The 19,476-nt window shown below is 41.6% G+C and carries 20 protein-coding genes and 12 tRNA genes; 2 read left to right on the top strand and 30 right to left on the bottom strand.

Annotation, left to right across the window (positions count from 1 at the left end; all coding sequences use genetic code 11):
* Positions 1-11: 11 nt before the first annotated feature.
* Positions 12-323 carry a YutD family protein gene (locus BW961_RS05795; RefSeq protein WP_139331546.1) on the bottom strand — a complete coding sequence of 104 codons (312 nt, stop codon included), beginning with the start codon at positions 321-323 and terminating at the stop codon, positions 12-14.
* Positions 324-366: 43 nt separating this feature from the next.
* On the bottom strand, positions 367-1,248 hold the full coding sequence (lipA, locus tag BW961_RS05790; protein WP_394327601.1) for a lipoyl synthase: 882 nt from the start codon (positions 1,246-1,248) through the stop codon (positions 367-369).
* Between the two features lie 204 nt (positions 1,249-1,452).
* On the opposite strand from lipA, the gene BW961_RS05785 reads away from it, so the two are divergent.
* Positions 1,453-2,532: a M23 family metallopeptidase gene (locus BW961_RS05785; protein ID WP_068582017.1), complete on the top strand. Its 1,080-nt coding sequence runs from the start codon at positions 1,453-1,455 to the stop codon at positions 2,530-2,532.
* 129 nt (positions 2,533-2,661) lie between these two features.
* Here the strand turns inward: BW961_RS05785 and yunB are convergent, their stop codons facing one another.
* The 6 genes from yunB to BW961_RS05755 form a co-directional block, all read right to left on the bottom strand.
* A complete protein-coding gene (yunB, locus tag BW961_RS05780; RefSeq protein WP_068582016.1) occupies positions 2,662-3,468 on the bottom strand; it encodes a sporulation protein YunB in 807 nt (268 codons plus the stop codon).
* Positions 3,469-3,554: 86 nt separating this feature from the next.
* Complete coding sequence (locus BW961_RS05775) at positions 3,555-4,262, bottom strand: response regulator transcription factor (protein WP_068582013.1); 708 nt, start codon at positions 4,260-4,262, stop codon at positions 3,555-3,557.
* Positions 4,263-4,451: 189 nt separating this feature from the next.
* The gene (locus tag BW961_RS05770) at positions 4,452-5,810 is read right to left on the bottom strand and encodes a glycoside-pentoside-hexuronide (GPH):cation symporter (RefSeq protein WP_082867378.1); all 1,359 of its coding nucleotides are present in this window, start codon (positions 5,808-5,810) and stop codon (positions 4,452-4,454) included.
* A gap of 80 nt (positions 5,811-5,890) precedes the next feature.
* Positions 5,891-6,796: a phosphatase PAP2 family protein gene (locus tag BW961_RS05765; RefSeq protein WP_068582007.1), complete on the bottom strand. Its 906-nt coding sequence runs from the start codon at positions 6,794-6,796 to the stop codon at positions 5,891-5,893.
* A 265-nt stretch (positions 6,797-7,061) separates the two neighbouring features.
* A complete protein-coding gene (locus tag BW961_RS05760) occupies positions 7,062-7,859 on the bottom strand; it encodes a TrmH family RNA methyltransferase (RefSeq protein ID WP_068582004.1) in 798 nt (265 codons plus the stop codon).
* 31 nt (positions 7,860-7,890) lie between these two features.
* Positions 7,891-8,553 carry a potassium channel family protein gene (locus BW961_RS05755; RefSeq protein ID WP_068582002.1) on the bottom strand — a complete coding sequence of 221 codons (663 nt, stop codon included), beginning with the start codon at positions 8,551-8,553 and terminating at the stop codon, positions 7,891-7,893.
* Between the two features lie 122 nt (positions 8,554-8,675).
* Here BW961_RS05755 and BW961_RS05750 point away from each other — a divergent pair, with 122 nt between their 5' ends.
* On the top strand, positions 8,676-8,909 hold the full coding sequence (locus tag BW961_RS05750; protein ID WP_068528273.1) for a small acid-soluble spore protein SspI: 234 nt from the start codon (positions 8,676-8,678) through the stop codon (positions 8,907-8,909).
* Positions 8,910-8,962: 53 nt separating this feature from the next.
* Here the strand turns inward: BW961_RS05750 and BW961_RS05745 are convergent, their stop codons facing one another.
* The 22 genes from BW961_RS05745 to BW961_RS05640 form a co-directional block, all read right to left on the bottom strand.
* The gene (locus tag BW961_RS05745; protein ID WP_068582286.1) at positions 8,963-10,546 is read right to left on the bottom strand and encodes a peptide chain release factor 3; all 1,584 of its coding nucleotides are present in this window, start codon (positions 10,544-10,546) and stop codon (positions 8,963-8,965) included.
* Between the two features lie 105 nt (positions 10,547-10,651).
* The gene (gene zwf / locus BW961_RS05740; RefSeq protein WP_068581999.1) at positions 10,652-12,202 is read right to left on the bottom strand and encodes a glucose-6-phosphate dehydrogenase; all 1,551 of its coding nucleotides are present in this window, start codon (positions 12,200-12,202) and stop codon (positions 10,652-10,654) included.
* Positions 12,203-12,374: 172 nt separating this feature from the next.
* On the bottom strand, positions 12,375-13,133 hold the full coding sequence (locus tag BW961_RS05735; RefSeq protein ID WP_068581996.1) for a YwmB family TATA-box binding protein: 759 nt from the start codon (positions 13,131-13,133) through the stop codon (positions 12,375-12,377).
* Positions 13,134-13,298: 165 nt separating this feature from the next.
* Positions 13,299-13,955, bottom strand: coding sequence for a response regulator transcription factor (locus BW961_RS05730; protein ID WP_068581993.1), 657 nt, complete (start codon positions 13,953-13,955; stop codon positions 13,299-13,301).
* The gene (locus BW961_RS05725; protein WP_068581989.1) at positions 13,927-15,009 is read right to left on the bottom strand and encodes a sensor histidine kinase; all 1,083 of its coding nucleotides are present in this window, start codon (positions 15,007-15,009) and stop codon (positions 13,927-13,929) included. Before BW961_RS05725 ends, BW961_RS05730 begins: the two co-directional genes overlap by 29 nt.
* A gap of 17 nt (positions 15,010-15,026) precedes the next feature.
* On the bottom strand, positions 15,027-15,674 hold the full coding sequence (liaF, locus tag BW961_RS05720) for a cell wall-active antibiotics response protein LiaF (protein ID WP_244555887.1): 648 nt from the start codon (positions 15,672-15,674) through the stop codon (positions 15,027-15,029).
* Positions 15,675-15,804: 130 nt separating this feature from the next.
* Entirely contained in the window at positions 15,805-16,503 is a 699-nt protein-coding gene (locus BW961_RS05715; RefSeq protein WP_068581986.1) for a PspA/IM30 family protein, read from the bottom strand.
* Between the two features lie 3 nt (positions 16,504-16,506).
* Complete coding sequence (locus tag BW961_RS05710) at positions 16,507-16,950, bottom strand: PspC domain-containing protein (protein WP_068581981.1); 444 nt, start codon at positions 16,948-16,950, stop codon at positions 16,507-16,509.
* A gap of 4 nt (positions 16,951-16,954) precedes the next feature.
* Positions 16,955-17,629: a PspA/IM30 family protein gene (locus tag BW961_RS05705; protein WP_068581979.1), complete on the bottom strand. Its 675-nt coding sequence runs from the start codon at positions 17,627-17,629 to the stop codon at positions 16,955-16,957.
* Positions 17,630-17,677: 48 nt separating this feature from the next.
* Positions 17,678-17,977, bottom strand: coding sequence for a LiaF transmembrane domain-containing protein (locus BW961_RS05700; RefSeq protein ID WP_068581976.1), 300 nt, complete (start codon positions 17,975-17,977; stop codon positions 17,678-17,680).
* Positions 17,978-18,359: 382 nt separating this feature from the next.
* Positions 18,360-18,441, bottom strand: a tRNA-Leu gene (locus BW961_RS05695).
* A gap of 9 nt (positions 18,442-18,450) precedes the next feature.
* Positions 18,451-18,527, bottom strand: a tRNA-Arg gene (locus tag BW961_RS05690).
* Between the two features lie 19 nt (positions 18,528-18,546).
* A tRNA-Leu gene (locus BW961_RS05685) sits at positions 18,547-18,635 on the bottom strand.
* An 8-nt stretch (positions 18,636-18,643) separates the two neighbouring features.
* Positions 18,644-18,717: transfer RNA gene (locus BW961_RS05680), tRNA-Cys, on the bottom strand.
* 10 nt (positions 18,718-18,727) lie between these two features.
* A tRNA-Gly gene (locus tag BW961_RS05675) sits at positions 18,728-18,802 on the bottom strand.
* A gap of 7 nt (positions 18,803-18,809) precedes the next feature.
* Positions 18,810-18,884: transfer RNA gene (locus BW961_RS05670), tRNA-Gln, on the bottom strand.
* 18 nt (positions 18,885-18,902) lie between these two features.
* Positions 18,903-18,978, bottom strand: a tRNA-His gene (locus BW961_RS05665).
* A gap of 38 nt (positions 18,979-19,016) precedes the next feature.
* A tRNA-His gene (locus BW961_RS05660) sits at positions 19,017-19,092 on the bottom strand.
* Positions 19,093-19,119: 27 nt separating this feature from the next.
* Positions 19,120-19,193: transfer RNA gene (locus BW961_RS05655), tRNA-Trp, on the bottom strand.
* Positions 19,194-19,203: 10 nt separating this feature from the next.
* Positions 19,204-19,288 (bottom strand) — tRNA-Tyr (locus BW961_RS05650).
* Positions 19,289-19,295: 7 nt separating this feature from the next.
* Positions 19,296-19,371, bottom strand: a tRNA-Thr gene (locus tag BW961_RS05645).
* Positions 19,372-19,399: 28 nt separating this feature from the next.
* Positions 19,400-19,475 (bottom strand) — tRNA-Phe (locus BW961_RS05640).
* Position 19,476: the final 1 nt, after the last annotated feature.

Below are 19,476 nucleotides of genomic sequence, written 5' to 3'. Positions count from 1 at the left end.
GCCCCTGTTAATCAGGAACTGCTTTTTTCCATTTCTTTGGGTTGCTGTGACTCCCTGGTCTTCTGAAGAACAAAATACGCACAACCGAAATTACAGTATTCATTTATATAGTCTACCATACTCGATATAGCCGATTCTTTAGTTGCCTTAGGGTGGTTGTCTCGATAAAAGCCCTTCAAACGCAATTGACTATATCCCCAGTCACCGATTATGTAATCGTATCTTTCCAGCACATCGCTGTAACGATCACGGAAAGCCTCTGGATTCCAACCATCTTTGTGATCTTTCAATATTTCATAGTTTTTTCCACCTGCTATAATCAAGCACCATTCCCCTGCCTTTCCTCATGAGTAACCCCATATTATATTATATACGTTCAGCAGCTGACTTCACCTGTGCATGTGCGTTATAAGAACTCCGAACAAGCGGTGCCGATTCAACGTGACTAAACCCTCTTTTCAATCCTTCTTCTTTCAATATTGCAAAATCAGCGGGTGGGTAATACTTCTCTACATCCAAATGTTTCGGTGATGGTTGTAAATACTGACCCAGCGTCAGAATATTACAATCAACCGCACGTAAATCATCCATGGATTGTAGAATTTCATCCCATTCTTCCCCAACTCCAAGCATAATGCTTGATTTCGTTGGAATCGTAGGTTGTAACACCTTCGCATTCTGCAATAATTCCATAGAACGACTATATTTAGCCTTAGCACGAACACGATCAGATAGACGCTCTACCGTCTCAATGTTGTGATTCAGAATATCAGGTTTAGCATCCATTACAATCTTCAGCGCATCTGGATTTCCCAAGAAATCCGGAATCAGTACTTCAACACTACAAAGGGGAAGGCGCTTACGCACAGCATGAATACTTGCAGCAAAAATAGACGCGCCTCCATCTTTCAAATCATCACGTGCTACGCTAGTAATAACACAGTGTTGCAGATTCATACTTTCAGCTGCTTCTGCTACGCGTTCTGGCTCATCTAAATCCAGTTCTGTTGGCATACCTGTATTCACCGCACAAAAACGACAAGCACGTGTACAAATATCACCCAAGATCATAAATGTTGCCGTTCGATTAGCCCAGCATTCATATATATTCGGACAGCGTGCCTCTTCGCACACGGTATGAAGAGTCTTAGAACGCATCATACTCTTAATTTCCTGATAATTATCACCAGTCGTTAATTTAATCTTAATCCAGTCTGGCTTAGCTTGCTTCGTGGTAGTTCTCGACAAGGACATATACCACCTTTCATACATGTTTTGACATCAGATATTCCATATTATATCACGAACACAAGGGGATTACCTTACTTTCAGGCTTAGAATAAACAGTTTGGATAAAATCATCCATATTGATTCAACCTAAGTACATAAGCACATACACGCTTGATGATTACAATTCAACGGAGTTGTTTTCATAAATTAGGAGGTACATTGATGATTCCCCTTCGCACTAACAAGAACCTACAACGTTGCAGATGGATTTGTGCCTCAGTTGCAGTTGCCTTAACACTATCTTATTGCTCGCCTTTAAATGCATCAGAAGTTCCTAAAGTTAAAGCATCGAAAGGCAGCCAAACGTCTCAACCTGAGGATATTTATACTTCAAGAAAATTACTGTATGAGAAGATTAGCACAGTCACGCAAATTCCTTGGTACCGTTTAGCCGCCATTGATCAATATGAACGTACCCTAACGAAAGCACATCCTACAGACCGGGCACACCTCCCTCGTCTGACTGCTGTTTTTATGCCTCCACCCACTTGGTCTGGTGCACTCAACCCCGATCAATCAGATACAAATCCTTTGTCCATTTCCATTTTCTCTGGATTAGGTAGAGATGGTACAGGTGACCAAATAGCGGATGCCAATAACGATATAGATGTACTCTACAGTATCGCTAATCACTTACTTCATTATGGACAATCGAAGAATGATTTCAACATAGCTCTTTGGGAATATTACAATAACAGTCGCGCTGTACAACGCATTCAACAATTCTCCAAATTGTATGAGAAGTTTACTCCATCAGAATTAAACGGTCATGCCTTCCCGCTTCCTCTAAGCAGCGTGTATTCTTACCGAAGCACCTGGGGTACTGGACGTAATTGGGGTGGGTTTCGTATCCATGAAGGAACGGATCTCTTCGCAGATTACGGCGTTCCTGTACGTAGTACACGTTATGGGGTCGTTGAGATGAAGGGTTGGAATGCGTTCGGAGGATGGCGGATTGGTATTCGTGATATCAATAACCATTACCATTATTACGCACATCTTCAGGGCTTTGAAAAAAGAATCGAGGTTGGAGATCTTGTAACGGCTGGACAAGTCATTGGTTATGTAGGGAGTTCCGGATATGGTAAACCAGGTACTCAGGGTAAATTCCCTCCACATCTTCATTATGGTATTTACCGAGACAGTGGTCTTGTTGAATGGTCATTTGATCCTTATCCACTACTTCACCAATGGGAACAAGCAGAACGAAAAGCACTTAAACATGCAAGAAAGAACGGCTAACCATCCCTTATGAACGGGTATCCGTCTCTTCGGAAATATAAGAAGTAGTCTAACAAAATTGCAATAAGAGTACCTCATGATCATGAGCGTACTCTTTTGTATATAAGTGAATAATTAAAGTTATTTACTTTAAGGATGTATCTCCGAATTCTGATCTTGCTTACTATTTGTGCCCGACTGCTGAGTCTGCGTATTGGTATCATTAGTAGATGTACCTTTGGAGTCAAAGGGTATCGAAATGTTGGGAGCCTCTGCCCCATTCCCACCAACAGGTTCACCTTTTGCATTGTAATAATACATAGGAACATCCCCTACAACAAGCAGATAGGATAAAGGAATTTCCGTCTCAACATGTTCATTTTCCATATCAAATGGAATAACTACAGCTACGTCTACATTTACATCAATATATACTTCCACCAAGATCATATTAATCCCAGCATCCCGTTGCCTTGTTGATAACTCCACCTTGGCTGCCCCTTGCGGTTCGATTCTCACTGGAATCTTTGGGCCAAATGAAGCTAATACAGGACTTCCTAACGCCATCCCCACAGGGATATGTTCTGATAATTGATTCACATCATTTAACGTAGCTTGCACGACCTTGAACGTATTGGATGTAATCTTCATCTGCTCAGCATAATTCATCATAAAACCAGACACTTTCCCTGAAGTATCCATCTTCCAATTTACTAGCTTATCAAAGTCTTGTTGCTGTGCAACCTGTGCTGTAATAGCCTCATTAATAGCTTCAGTAGCAACCTGTTTAATTCTAATTTTGGCCAAATTCATGATAGGTGGTTTTAAATTACGATCTACGTAAGCGAATCCCTGAAATATAATGATTAAAAAAACAAGAAAGCCTACGAGCCACAACCTTCGTCTGCTTCTAGGTCTACTGCTTCGTTGGCTATGCCACCTTGCTCTTCTTATCATGGAGACCCCCCTCTAACGACGACTCTATACAAGCATATGATGAGGTTGACCAATTAAGAAGAAAATCGCAGTTCACATTTCCACATTCATTTCAGTTCGCCCGTCGCATTAAACTTGTATCCTACTCCCCATACGGTTTGAATCGGGTTATAAAGAAGCCCTGACCTTCGTGTCTTATCTCGAATATTCTTCACATGAGTATCCACAACTCGATCATCTCCATCGTAGTCATAGCCCCACAATAAATCTAACAATTCTCCTCTGCCATATGCACGTTGCTGATTCCTTGCCAATGAAACAAATAAATCAAATTCCTTTTGTGTAAAATCTACTAGAAGGTCATGAATATAGATTTCACGACCTTCAGGATGAATCTTCACGTCTTGAAATTCCAATATAGACTCTTGTTGAACAGAGACTTGTGTCATCGTCGATCGTCGAATGAGCGAGTAGACACGCGCAAGTAATTCTTCTGGTTCAAATGGCTTAGTTAAATAATCATCAGCCCCTATACCAAGGCCTAATACTTTATCTTTCGTCTCTGAACGTGCTGTTAGCATGAGTATCGCCACATTGTCCGTCTCTCGAACCTCTTCGCATACCTGCCAACCATCCATATCCGGCATCATGACATCCAAAATAATAATATCAAAAGAATGTTCTTTAACCATGGACAATGCCTCTCGTCCATTAGATGCCTCCTTAACGTCGAATCCTTCCCTTGTCAAATAAATGCGAAGCAAATTTCTCATTTTCCATTCATCATCCACGATAAGGACTTGTAGCTTTGACATCATGATCACCTTCCTTTGAATATCCTAACACTATTAGTTCCAGAATACCTTTTCTCATTTGGTCTTTGTGATCACTTAGATCATTTATTTAAGAGTGAAAAAGAGAGGCAAGCGACAATCCGCTTACCTCTCTTTAGACTTACCCAATCAGTTCTGCTAGCTGCACTTCATGCGGAGACAACATACTCACTAACGTATATGCACCTGTCCGTTGCGGCGTTCTTCGAGCTCACGTAACATAGCCGGTTGAATCTTATCAAGACGATAGAATAACAACAGAATAATCATGATGACTTGACCAATAATCGGTGCCCACAAGTAGTTAAACGAAATCGCTGCTAATGCGGAGCTTGACTGCACATCGCTTTTAGCCACATAACCACCCATTGACAATATCAAGCCTCCAAGTGCTCCGCCAATTCCCATTCCGACTTTGACCCCAAAGCTTGAAGCGGAATAAAGAAGGCCTTGCGCCCGCACGCCGGATCTCCACTCGCCATAATCAACCGTATCTGCCATCATTGCAAAGATAAGACCAGCACCCACTCCCATGCCAAGCCCGCTTATAAGTAACCCTGACAAAAGCCCGGGAACAGAATGTGCATTTCCCCCAACAATAGCGACGATGTAGCCACCTATAGATACAATAGACCCAATTAGAATTGTGTTTCTTTTGCCAATTTTTTTCACAGCAAATGGGGCGAATACCATTGAAACGATCATGAGTAATTGCATTGAATTCACAATAGAAATGAGCTCAGGCTTTTTCATATAATAGGTCATATAATAGATACTCGTCTGTCCTTGAATCGCAGTTGTAATCCACATGAACAGGCCCAATAGCAACATGATCAACCACGGTGTATTGCCTTTAAGTGCTTGAACCCCAACACGGAAAGGGAGCGGCTTCTCATCAATCGCTTTTACGCGTTCTTTCGTGTTAGCGAACATATTTAGAAAGAGCAGTAGAGCAATGACCGAGAACAATAATATGGTGACAAAAAAGCCCTTTGCTTCATTGCCTCCACCAAAAGCATTCACAAGCGGCATCGTTCCAGCGCTTACGATAACAACCCCAACAATGGCGAACACCATACGAACCGTGTTGATCACTGTACGTTCATTTGAATTACTTGTCAGACTTGGCAAGATCGCCGACAATGGTAAGTTAATACCAGAGTACATAATACCGAGTAAGGTATACGAAATATATGCGTATACAAGTTTGCCTGTATCACCAAAATCCGGTGTCAAAAACATAAGTACAGCCGTAATGCTAAAAGGCACGGCAAGCCAGAGGAAATAAGGTCTGCATTTGCCCCACTTTGTTTGCGTGCGGTCAATCATTACCCCGATGAATGGCTCGGCAATCGCATCAACAACTCGTGCAACAAGAAATAATACAGCTACCGCAGCAGGATTTAGACCAAATACATCCGTATAGAAGTACATGAGATATAGTGTTGTCATTTGAAAAATCAGATTAGATGCAGTATCACCCAGACCGTAACTGATACGCTCTCTCCATGGCATTTGATTTTGATTCAAACTATCATCTCCTCACGTTTTTTGGTAGTGCATTCACAATGAGATTGTAACGTTATGCTAGCTATCAAACTGTCCGTATTTCAACTTAAATTGGGGGCGTTTTTATCTTTTAGTTGAACGGATGAGTTCTTCTTCATATCAGGATATAGGTCAACTTTGAACACCTTGCATAGCAGCAACATACATGTGATCGTGATAAAGGCACCAAACAGAACATCCGTTGCAAAATGGGCCCCCATAATGACGCGGCTAGTTGACGTACATACTCCCCATGCTACCGCAATGACAAGCATGAAATTACGCCATTTAATCACAAAAGGCATAAACAACATCCACACCATCATAGTCCAACCATTAGCAGAGTGACCGGAAGGAAATGATTTATGTGCTTCAGCTGTGACGCCACTCGCCTGAATACCTTGCGGAAGGAACCAGCTAGTAAACTGTGAATAATCACCATCCATATTACGAAAACGCATTCTGCCCCAAAAAATCTTGAGTACATTAATAACCATAATCTCCGCAAATACAATAGCGATTGCTGCCCAAGCAGCCCGGTTATATTGGCTTAGCTTCTCAACAGGAACACGATGCAACAGCCATTGTGACAGTATTGCGATCAGCAACGCTATAGCTAAACAGATCAGCATAACGTTACCTCCATCTAGCTCGTATCCACGTATCAAGACAATAAATACGATACTAAACCCACTCAGTAGGATGAATACACCGGATATCAGGCGAACCACAATCTTTTTAATCAATCGTTCGCCTCTAACCGTGCTAAAAAGAATACTGCCCGCTGCAAATAACAATAAGAAGGCCGGATGCTCCCCATACACATCAAAAAATCTTCCAAACTGAGAATTCTCCTCATTGAATACTGCCTTTGATACATTCAAATCATTAAAAGTAAATATCGCCATCAACACAACCCACAGTATAAAAAATCCCCATATAAATCGCTTTGTCCCTCTAGTCGTCATCTCCGTTTCCCCCTTTAATCATTTCGATTTAGAAAACGCTTTCATTTTAAATTATATAGGTCCATTCATCCACTCGGATAGGCGAATATTAACGAAAACTAAGGCGTATTTTAACCATCCTCTTTATTGGTCATGTGATTAAAGCAAGAGGTCCGTAGAAATGGAGATGGAGAGAAAAAAAGACTGAAGAATAATCGAGTAAGAACCCGATCATTCTTCAGTCTTTGGTGAGTTTGAAGACAATTACTTCGTGGTGTGGTCAAGATTATTTATTGTTTGTAGAATAATGTCGTTGCCGCATAGCCTCGAACATTAACACAGAAGAAGCCATACCCACGTTCAGTGACTCTGCCTGTCCACGCATAGGGATAATCAAAGTATCGTCCACTAACTGCTGTACACGCACTGACACACCCTTAGCCTCGTTACCAACAAGTAACCACGTAGAACCAGCGAATGGATACTCATAACATGTATAATCTGCTTGGAGACTTGTACTCACCAATCGAGCTCCCCCCTGCTTAGCTTGTGGCAAAATATCGAGTAAATCTCCCTCCACTACAGGTAGATGGAAAAAAGATCCCATCGTAGAACGAATGGTCTTAGGGTTGTATAAATCTACACATCCTTGACCTAATATCACGCCATCCGCTCCTGCCGCATCCGCACTACGTATAATCGTGCCTACATTCCCTGGATCTTGAACGCCATCTAGTACCATCACCAAGCTATTCTCTATAGAAAGTAACTGAGCAAGATCAACAGAGCGCTTACGAACAACTGCGAATACGGGTTGAGGCGTAACCGTATCCGTACATTTTCCTATGATTGCTTCCGATACACCAATCCATTCAGCATCATTTGAGTGAAAATGCTTCAATTCCGCAGGAATTCCCTTGTCCATATCATAAGCAACACATTCAATATCTGCTTCAGATTGAAAAGCTTCTTGTACTAAGTGAACGCCTTCTACAACAAATTTATGACTTTTATCCCGATGTTTCTTCTCTAACAATTGCGTCCATTCTTTCACTCGTGCATTGTGTAGGGATGTAATATCCATCTTAAACCCATCCTTATCTTGGTACCCCTATTTATTTGGATAATTCTAGTTCTAATTTAACTAAATCATCTTTTTGTCCTAAAATAATGAGAACATCATCTTTGTCTAACGGTTGATTTGCATTTGGCGAGATATTCATCTTCGTCCCCGTCTTAATAGCCATGACATTACATCCATATCGGGCTCTTACATCAAGATCCTTGAGATTCTTACCAATCATTTTATCTGATGCTTTCATTTCGACAATACTATAATCATCAGACAGCTCAATATAATCAAGAATGTTCGGTGACGTCAAATGGTGAGCAACCCGGAGTCCCATATCCCGTTCTGGGAATATGACTTTATCTGCACCTATTTTGTTTAACACTTTCCCATGCAATTCATTCTGCGCTTTTACGATAAGTGTAGGAATACCCAAGTCCTTTAAAATCAATGTCGTTAAGATACTCGACTGTATATCTTGCCCAATGGCCACAACGACGACTTCGAAATTACGAATACCGAGGGCACGCATGGCTTCTTCATCTGTTGAATTAGCAGATACCGCATGAGTTACAATGTTGGATATTTCCTGAATTCGTTGTTCATTGGAGTCAATTGCCAAGACATCAAAACCCATGTCCGTCAGTGCAGTTGCTACACTAGATCCAAACCTGCCCATTCCAATGATGGCGTACTGTCTTTTTGCCATTGTTCAACCTCCGTTTGTTCAAATATCTTCAATGATTATATCATACTGGTACCCAAACTTGAATTGCAGCCAGATAAGAAGGGAATATTAAACGATGACTCACTACAGTAGGAGGGGATAACATGCCAATCGTACTCGACTTACGTCAAGCGATTGTACACAAGGTTCACAATAAGACCGATGCAGATCTACGTGACATGATTGAAGGTTCAGTTGATGGTCCAGAAGCAGCTCTACCCGGACTTGGTGCCATATTCGAAATGATATGGAAAAATATTGAGTCCAAGCAACAGGATGAACTGATTCAAGTAGCTCAAAAACACCTTCAATCCGTTACCCCCACGCCACTATCCTAAGTCAAGAAAATCCCTCTACCCCATATAGGGTGGAGGGATTTCTCTATTATCTATTAAGGTGCAATTTCAAGGAACTTAGCGGTTGGATTTTTTTCCATGGCAGTCCTCATTGCGTATTCATTCTCAAACAACACTACATAATTACCTTTTTTATCTTTTACAAGCGTCGAGTTAATGCGGAATTTACTTGCATCAATGTTATCGTCCACAAGCCATCTTGCGAATTGATATTGCATCCTCTGAAGCTGTACGTCTACGCCATACTCACCCTTCATACGGTATTCGAACACTTCGAATTGAAGTTGGCCCACAACGCCAAGAATCGTATCATCAAAGCTCACCGTTTTGAACACTTGAATGGTACCTTCCTCCGTTAACTGGTCAATCCCCTTCTGGTACTGTTTGTGTTTAAGAGCATTCTTGGCAGTTACCTTGGCAAAAATCTCAGGTGAGAATGTCGGAAGCTCTTCGAACACCATATCACTTTCTTGACTTAAGGAATCACCAATTCGGAAAATACCTGGATCAAACAAACCAATAATATCGCCTGGGAATGCCTCTTCCACAATATCACGGTCCTGTGCAAGGAATTGCTGTGGCTGCGACAATTTAATGTCCTTTCCTACACGGATATGCTTAACGCTCATTCCACGGTGGAATTTACCTGATACGATACGAAGGAAAGCAATTCTATCGCGGTGGGCAGGATTCATGTTGGCCTGAATTTTGAATACATATCCAGAGAATTTCTCATTGGTTGGATTCACAAGACCGCCAATACTACGTCGTGGTTCTGGCTTAGGTGCTAGTTGTAAGAAGTTCTCTAGGAACGTTTGAACGCCGAAATTGTTAATCGCACTCCCGAAGAATACAGGCGTTAGTTCTCCGTTGTTAACCTTCTCCAGATCAAATGGATCTCCCGCAACATCAAGTAACTCCAAATCCTGACACAGTTGATCATGCAAGTATTCGCCTGCCATCTCACGAATAATTGGATCACGGTAGCCCGTCACCTTCTGAACTTTAATGACAGAGTGATCATTCCCTTGGAATAGTTCCACTTGATTATTCATCCGGTCGTATACACCACACAGATCGCGTCCTGTACCAATAGGCCAGTTCATTGGAACTGAACGAATCCCTAGTACTTCTTCAAGTTCTTCCATGAGTTCAAACGGGGTACGGCCTTCACGATCCAGCTTATTCACGAATGTAAAGATTGGAATGCCTCTTTGGGCGCATACTTGAAACAGCTTAACTGTCTGTTTCTCCACCCCTTTAGCTACGTCAATCAACATCACTGCGCTGTCTGCTGCTGTCAGCGTCCGATAGGTATCCTCACTAAAGTCTTGGTGACCTGGCGTATCTAGAATATTAATGCGATGTCCAATATAATCAAATTGCATAACCGAAGAAGTAACTGAGATTCCACGTTGCTTCTCAATCTCCATCCAGTCACTCGTAGCATGTTTACTAGCCTTCCGGGCTTTAACTGTACCCGCTAGACGAATGGCACCACCGAATAGGAGTAATTTCTCCGTTAATGTTGTTTTACCAGCATCCGGGTGAGAAATAATCGCAAAGGTTCTGCGCTTATCCACTTCCTTCTGCAACGTTGGATCTAATACTTCGCTCATTTCACATTTCCCTTCATCACTAAAGTCATGTCTATTATTGTACCACATTCTATACGCAAATCATCCTCATACACTGAGGCATGAGGACGATTTATTATGAATTTTTTAATTTTGTTTATTCCACACAACGTTATCTTCATCCTGACCGTTCACAGGCCACCAATGGAATCCGTCTTTTTCCAAAAGCTCATCCGCTTCTGTCGGACCCCATGATCCAGCTGGATATGTTGTAAGCTTGCCTGGATCTTCTGCCCAAGCCTCCGCAATTCGGTCAACAAAGGACCAAGCAGATGCCACTTCATCCCAACGCGTGAAATATGTAGACTCCCCGCGAACTGCATCATGTAGTAAACGTTCATAAGCTTCAGGAGAGTTAATTCCAACCATACAGCTTTGACAGAAATCCATCGCTACCGGTTGAATGTCGCTCTCAGAACCTGGTTTCTTCGCGTTAATCTTGACATAAATCCCTTCCATTGGATTCACTCTTATCACCAATAGGTTAGGCTCAAGCTTATGCTTTTGACCTAGGTATACATTCGTTGGCATGCTACGGAATTCGACTACGATTTCAGTTGTTTTAACTGGCAGTCTTTTACCTGTACGAATATAGAATGGAACCCCTGCCCAACGGAAGTTATCCACGAACAATTTGGTTGCAAAGTACGTTTCCGTATTCGAATTAGGATCAACTTTATCCTCATCACGATACGCTGGCAATTCTTGCCCATTCGCACTTCCCGCGATATATTGTCCACGAATCACGTTCTTCTCAACTTCTTCGGCATTAAGATATGGACGCAATGAACGAAGAACTTTAACCTTCTCGTCGCGAATATCTTCTGGTAACAAACGACTTGGTGGCTCCATAGCAATCATCGTCAGCATCTGAAGCATATGGTTCTGACCCATGTCCTTCAAAGCTCCTGCATGGTCATAATAGCCCCCGCGCTCTTCAACCCCAACCGTTTCACTTAAAGTGATCTGGATGTTAGCAATATGCATGTTATTCCACAAAGGCTCAAAGAAAGCATTCGCAAAACGGATAACCTCGATATTTTGTACCATTTCTTTACCCAAATAATGATCAATACGATAAATATCTTCTTCTTTAAAAACTTGACGAATTTGTTCATTAAGAGTTTCTGCTGACTTCAAGTCATATCCGAAAGGCTTCTCAATAACAAGACGCTTCCATCCTTTGCCCTCTAGCATGCCACCCTTTTCTAAATTGAATGATACACTCCCGAATAACTCCGGTGCTAGAGCCAAATAAAACATACGGTTACCAGGAATATGATAACGGTCTTCAATCTTCTCCGTCTGTTCCTTTAATTCACAGAACCCATTAACATCGTTAATATCTAGAGCTTTATATTCAAAATGCTGAGCAAATGCATACCATTCTTCGTTTGCTTCTGCCTTATAACGACAAAACTCTTGAATGGATTGGAACACATCTTCTCTGAATTCTTCTTGTGTACGTGGACGACGCGCAACGCCAATCACTGCGAAATCATCTGCCAATTTACCTTCACGGTATAAACTATAAATAGCAGGAAAAAGCTTTCTTCTTGCCAAATCTCCGGTTGCACCGAATAAAAAAAATACCGAACTTGGGGTCTGTAATTGTTCAAGATTTAAGTTTTCAGCCATGGCTCCTCATTCTTTCTATGTAATATAGTGTATTTTTATGCATGATAGCACTTATAACTTCTTGAAAGAAGCATAAATGATGTGATGTTATTTTAGCATATTGTACTTCATCATGCCATCTTATTCCTGACAAAAATACTCAGATATCTCGAACTAATGAACCCCCATGCATTTAATATTCAATGGTGATGATGGGGAACCCTAGCGAAACTCTACTCATACCCGTGATTTCATCTAGATGAACTGCAATCTGCATATCCATATGATGGTCCCCACTAGCCAAGTCAAAACCAAGTGAAGGAGCCTCATAGGAACGACTAATGGTCATTTCATCCGTATAACTCTCTACCTGACTAAATTTCAGGTGCGAATGAAGCTTCGTTTCTACTTCCTTTATGGTTGTTGTTACAGTCTGTCTTTCTTTAACATTCCCCTGAACGGTGGCATTCCATGCAGCATCAATATCCAAAAGATTGATTTGAGTTCGATACATATCCTGTAAACGTAGAAGCGTAGAACGATTCATTGTGTCCATCGATTCCATCTTCACAATTAAATAACTCTTCTCTTGAGAAATAACTTGCCAGCTAAAAGTAACTCTAATACCTTCAATCGAAGTGATGGACCGATAGGTTTCATGATCTACATTAGATACTGCTTGAGGTGCCGGTAGTTCCATAAGATTCGCAAGTTGTTGCGCTGCTTCTAAAGAACTTAACTCCCCTCCATTCGTCCATTCACCTTGCCATTTAACCACAACTTGAAGAGGCATATCTACCAGCTCTTGACCCCATTGAATTAAATTCTCTAGTCTCTTGTCCTCTTTATTTGCTTCTTGATCTGCAAATGCATTCCATCCAAATCCTATGAATACAACAATGATTGATATTAGTATAAGTCCGAGTCTTGTGATCCTTCTTTGATTACTCATTATGAATTCCTACCTTTCGATTCTAAATCTATGAATCTACTAAATAGGATGACCCTTTTACTATTCTTTTATACCTCATGTATTTGTAACAACAAAGAAACCCGTGATGCACCATCATAAATGGGCTTCACGGATTCTAATTTAATAGAGTCCAACACGTCTACCTTACTCTGTTAATCCATTCTTATAGGCATAAATAGCGGCCTGTGTCCTATCATCTACATTTAGCTTAGATAATATGTTAGTAACATGGAATTTCACTGTCTTGATCCCGATGATGAGGTCATCAGCGATTTCCTGATTAGCCTTACCCTGCGCCATCAGACGTAGGACTTCCATCTCTCTGTCCGTTAACTCTTTATGAGCCGCTTCTACAATCTGAGGATGGCGTAAGCGATTCATCATCTTAGATGCAACTTGCGATTCTAGGACGGATTGACCACGGGCTGCGGCACGGATCGCTTCTGCAATCTCACTTGCTCGTGATGTCTTAAGTAAATAACTGAATGCTCCCGCCTCTATAACCGGATACATCTTCTCGTCATCTAAGTAACTTGTAAGTACAATTACTTTACAATCAGGATAGAGCTTCAGTAGTTCACGTGTCGCTTCTATACCGTCCATCCCCTCCATGACAAGGTCCATCAAGACTACATCGGGGTTATACTCTATAGCCAGTCTAATTCCTTCTTCACCGCTGCCAGCTTCACCAACCACTTCTATACCATCTTCCGTGCCTAATACTGCTGCCAGACCTATGCGTACCATTTCATGATCGTCCACTAGTAATACTTTAATTTGTGATTCGTTCTCGTTCTCCATGAATCTCTTCCCCCATATCTTCGTGCACAATTGGAATTGTGATTTCAATACGTGTACCTTTATTTAATGCCGTAATAAACTGTAGTGAACCACCGATCTCGCTCACTCGTTCCTTCATATTTGATAGACCATAGGATGTCTGCTTTTTGTCATCTAATTCAAATCCTACACCATCATCATAAATCATTACCCTTACGGTCTCTTGTCTGAGGTGAATACGAATCTCCAGCTTATTTGCCTTTGAATGACGTAGCGCATTAGACATAGCCTCCTGCACAATTCGGAACAAATGATTCTCGATTCCCTTCATCAAATGGATACCCTTATCCATTTCAAATACAATTTCCATGGGAACCTTCAACTTCAATTCATTCACTAACTCCATTAGACCTTGTTCTAACGGTTTCCCTTCCAAATAAACAGGTCTTAGATGAAGTAAAAGCGCACGCATTTCAGATTGAGCTACAGCTGCCATTTCCTCAATTAAAGCTACTTGCCTCTGTGCTTTGTCAAAATCCTTATCTAATGTCCTACCAACAGCCGTGGCTGTCATTGATATTGCGAATAACTGTTGCGACACAGCGTCATGTAGTTCGCGCGCTAGTCGCTGTCGCTCTTCTATGATCGCAGTTACTCTTGCTTGTTCTGCTAATTGTGCATTATGTGTAGATAAACGTTGTAGCGACGTAACCTGGTCCTCCCACTTCTTGCTAATCCGTCCAAGCTGTACACCAAGACGTCCAAGTTCATCTTCTCCAAGAGCGGGCATAGAACGGGCCACAATACCCTTTTCCCATGAAAGCAATGTTTCACGCAAGAGTACCAGTTTACGTTTCATGCGGTAGCCTTGGTAAAAACCACTCACTGCACCTATGCCAAGAGGAATTAGCACAAGTGTGGCCACAGTCTTCAATCCTACTCTCCATGAATCAAACGGTGCCAAGTAATCGTAGGTATACAACAAATAAAGAATGACAAGAAGCAAGACGAAAGAAAGAAGGGCTCCTTCGCCCATGCTTCTTGATAGCATGTTGACAGACTTCTTTGTCTTCACTAGGGAACCCCTCCAATTTATATTAAACGTATATCAATATCTCCAACGATATATGACACTATTACTTTCACTTTATAGTCTGTATCCACATAATTCGCAGATCTCCATGTCAATCGATTCATCATCCCACTGTCTTTCTTCCCATCGAAGTCAATAGAGCCAAAGAGAACGAACGCTTCAATCTCAACCCCATAATAATCAGGAATATCCAAATCCATATCACCCATAACGCCCTGAAAGACGATGATAGTCTCTCGTTCTTCTGGCATCCCAAGGGATAAATCTAAGTCGCTCTCACCGAGCACATGCCATACACTCATACTTTTCATCACCCAGGGTGATTGATCCCAGTCAAAGTTAGACATAAAACTCATCTTTTGTATGAATCCTTCATTCGAATGACTTTTCTTTGATTTACCATAAAACAATCCTAATGAGATAAGGCTAATGGCTACGACTAGGATCAAGTTGTCCAAAAGAATCAGAACAGCTCCAATCGCTAGAAATGTGTAACCTTTTTTAATATCACCATTGCGAATTTTATAAATTCCAAATAGCAGTAAGAGGAGAGCAACAAGGCTTAGAAAGCTGAGCCACTTGCCTGAAAGCATAAGCATACCAATGCATATCATTCCAATAGCTATGATTCGATTTCTTTTTCCCAAGGCGTTGCCCTCCTTTGATTAGTAGATTTCATACGTTGTGGAGTTGGAAAAGCCATAGCAGTATGGAATTCCATACTGTATGGCTTCGCCTTTCATAATATATCATACCAACCGTTGTTACGAATACATATTATTTAGTTTCGCTCTTTGTAACTGCTGGACCATTCATCTTACTTTTCAAAGCCTTTAATTGTTCTTCTACCTTAAGCGATTTCTCAGCATCAACTGAACTTACAAATCCTGCATGAGCTGAACGGTAGGGAACTTGCATAACATCAGCTTCCGCTTCTAATTGCATGATCTTTTCTTCCATACGGTGGAAACCAAGTGAAGCACTTCCACTTTCAATACTATGAATGCTGTTCACTTGAGACATCTGTTTCTTCGCTTTGGCCATTTGAGCACGTGATACCAATTCATTACGCTTATTGCGCATCTTGTAGAATTCATCTTTCATTTCGTGCAACTGTTGTACCAAATCCTTAGCTTGAGCCTCCGCTTGAAGGTGTAGTCCTTGATATTCCGTGTGCTTCTGATCGAAATAAATTTTTTCCTCCAAAAGCTTGCGAGCAACTTCTTCCTGTCCGTTCTTTAATGCCAATTCAGCTTGTGCTTCACGTTGTTCACCCATCTTCACAGATTCATCTACGCGTTGTTTCATACGACGTTCATTCGCCATTTGTTTAGCGACTGTAACCTCTGCTTCGTGTATTTCCGCCTCCATATCACGTAAATACTGGTTCAACATCACAATTGGATCTTCTACCTTATCTAGTACCTCATTAACTGATGCTTTTGTCATATCTTTCAATCTTTTGAATACTCCCATATCTTACACTTCTCCCTTCTCGTATCTAGATAGTTTAATTTTTAATTCTTCCACTTCTTTTTTCAAAGCTTTTTTCTCAATATCCTTCATCATGTCATCCAGATCAGAGCTACGAACATTGTTGTAACCACCTGAATTAGCATTGGAGTTGTTAAATTCGGAACCATACCCTACATTGTTATTTCTGTATGAATCCCCGTTAGTATAATGACCACCTGGGCCATGATTCGAATGTCCATTCCCATATGAATTAAATGGGGGAACACCTTCCTTCGGAATCACAAGTGCTGCTATAAGATATATGAACAGTGTAGTACCGCCACTAAAAGGAATACTGATAAACACAAGAATCCTCAGTATTGTTGCATCAATGCCAAATACTTCTGACAGTCCACCACATAGACCAGTGACCATTTTATTACGTGATGAACGGTACAATTTACTCATGAAGTTACTCCTTTCCGCTGTTGTTCAGCTTTTGTTTCAGTCTAGCCATTTCCTTCTCCAGAATACTGGATACTGAGGAACTAGCTTGATCAAGATAATCTTGACCCGCGCGCCGTAATTCACGTAGACTTCGTGCTTCTAATTCCCAGTCCGTAAGTCGATCTTCTAGCCGGTCGAACATCTTCGGAATATCTTTCCCACCAAATTCACCCATGCGTTGGTTCATTCGCTGTTGTAACCGTATGTTCTCCATACGAGCTGAATAATATTGACGTTTACTATATACAGTCTGATATTCCAGTTTTAATTCATTCATCTGATTCTCGAGTTCACGAAGAGATAACCTACTATCTTCAAGCAACTCTCCATATTGTTCTAGCTTTTCTTCATATATAATCTTCTCTTGAAGCGCTAACTTAGCTAAATGATCCTCTCCTGCTTTGAGGGCCAATATTGCCTGCTCTTCTCGTTTATCCTTCATTGAAGACGCTTGATCTACCTGCTGCTTCAATTGTTTCGTATGTGATGCATACTGTTGAAATAATTTCTCAACCTCTGTAATATCGTCTCGTGTAGCCCTCAGGAATTGATCAATTAACTTCACTGGGTCCTGACTTTGCTCCAAACGTTCGTTCAATGTTGCAACGGTTATATCTCTCATCCGCCGAAAAACGCTCATACTTATTTACTCCCTCCTTAAGCAATCTGTCTTCACACCTAATTTATTTTAGTAAGTATTTCTCTTTCTTCTAAAAAGTGATATTCCAAAGATAAGTATCGCAATTCCTAGAAGAGGTCCGATTATCCATGATAATTTAGCAAACAATGCCATTATCCCAATCACTAAGATAACCCATCCAATAAATACTTTCCCACGACGAACTCCATAATAACCTAACGCGATTAAAATGATTGGAAATACTAATCCAAGTAAACCACCAATCAATGGTCCCAATATACCCATTAGCATTAGTGCTCCAATAACAATCAACACAACTGCTAGACCATTACCTCGTTTTAAATTCATGTATTCTCACCGCCTTTCATCTCATCACCTTATGTACTTATTGTAGGTTAACCGCAGATATTTCAAAACAGACCTCCGACGGTTTTTGTTCCTAGACCTTAGGCGGGGGGCTACTTAGTCTTAGGTAGGGTAATGAGAACTAACCTCGGTTATTCACACTGGTTAGTATACCCTTAGGTTATGTTCAGTCTCCCTAACTTACTATTGAACCTATTACTGTTTAATTCGACTTAATTACCCTACAACAAAAAGACAGATCCGGAGTTAATCCTTCATCTGTCGTCGTTTGCTCGCTTATTCACTTGCTAAAATACATCCTGAAAACAGAAAAAGGTTTATAAGTTCGCTTAGATAAGCAATCTTATAAACCTTTTATACTGTATACCGATGGCCGGACTCGAACCGGCAAGCCTCGCGGCACCGCATTTTGAGTGCGGCGTGTCTGCCAATTCCACCACATCGGCAAATCTTAATGGTGCGCCCTAAGAGATTCGAACTCCTGGCCTTTTGATTCGTAGTCAAACGCTCTATCCAGCTGAGCTAAGGGCGCAAACATTTCTAAAAAAACTTGGTGCGGAAGACCAGACTTGAACTGGTACGATAGTCACCTACCGCAGGATTTTAAGTCCTGTGCGTCTGCCGATTCCGCCACTCCCGCATACTTGATGGAGGCGCCACCCAGATTTGAACTGGGGATAAAGCTTTTGCAGAGCTGTGCCTTACCACTTGGCTATGGCGCCGTGATAATAATGGAGCGGACGACGGGAATCGAACCCGCGACCCTCGCCTTGGCAAGGCGATGCTCTACCGCTGAGCCACGTCCGCATAAAAATGGCTGGGAATATAGGATTTGAACCTATGCATGACGGAGTCAAAGTCCGTTGCCTTACCGCTTGGCTAATTCCCAAAAACTTAATTAAAAATATGGGGCGACTGATGGGACTTGAACCCACGAATGCCGGAACCACAATCCGGTGCGTTAACCCCTTCGCCACAACCGCCATAATAATTCTAATTTCAAACATTTACTCAATAAAAATGGGGCGACCGATGGGTCTCGAACCCACGAATGCCGGAACCACAATCCGGTGCGTTAACCACTTCGCCACGACCGCCATACTAATGAGTAAAAAAAATCTTTTTGGCAGGGGCAGCAGGAATTGAACCCACACTAACGGTTTTGGAGACCGTTGTTCTACCCTTAAACTATGCCCCTAAAAAAGAAATGGTGGAGGATGATGGATTCGAACCACCGAACTCGTAGAGAGCAGATTTACAGTCTGCCGTGTTTAGCCACTTCACTAATCCTCCAAAACAATGGTGCCGTCGAGAGGACTTGAACCCCCAACCTACTGATTACAAGTCAGTTGCTCTACCAGTTGAGCTACAACGGCGCACCTTCAAAACTTACTGTAAAATCAATGGTGGCTCGGAACGGAATCGAACCGCCGACACAAGGATTTTCAGTCCTTTGCTCTACCGACTGAGCTACCGAGCCA

The sequence above is a fragment of the Paenibacillus macquariensis genome (genome assembly GCF_900156375.1).
Lineage (GTDB): Bacteria > Bacillota > Bacilli > Paenibacillales > Paenibacillaceae > Paenibacillus_AQ > Paenibacillus_AQ macquariensis.
This window is presented reverse-complemented; position numbering and strand designations above follow the sequence as displayed.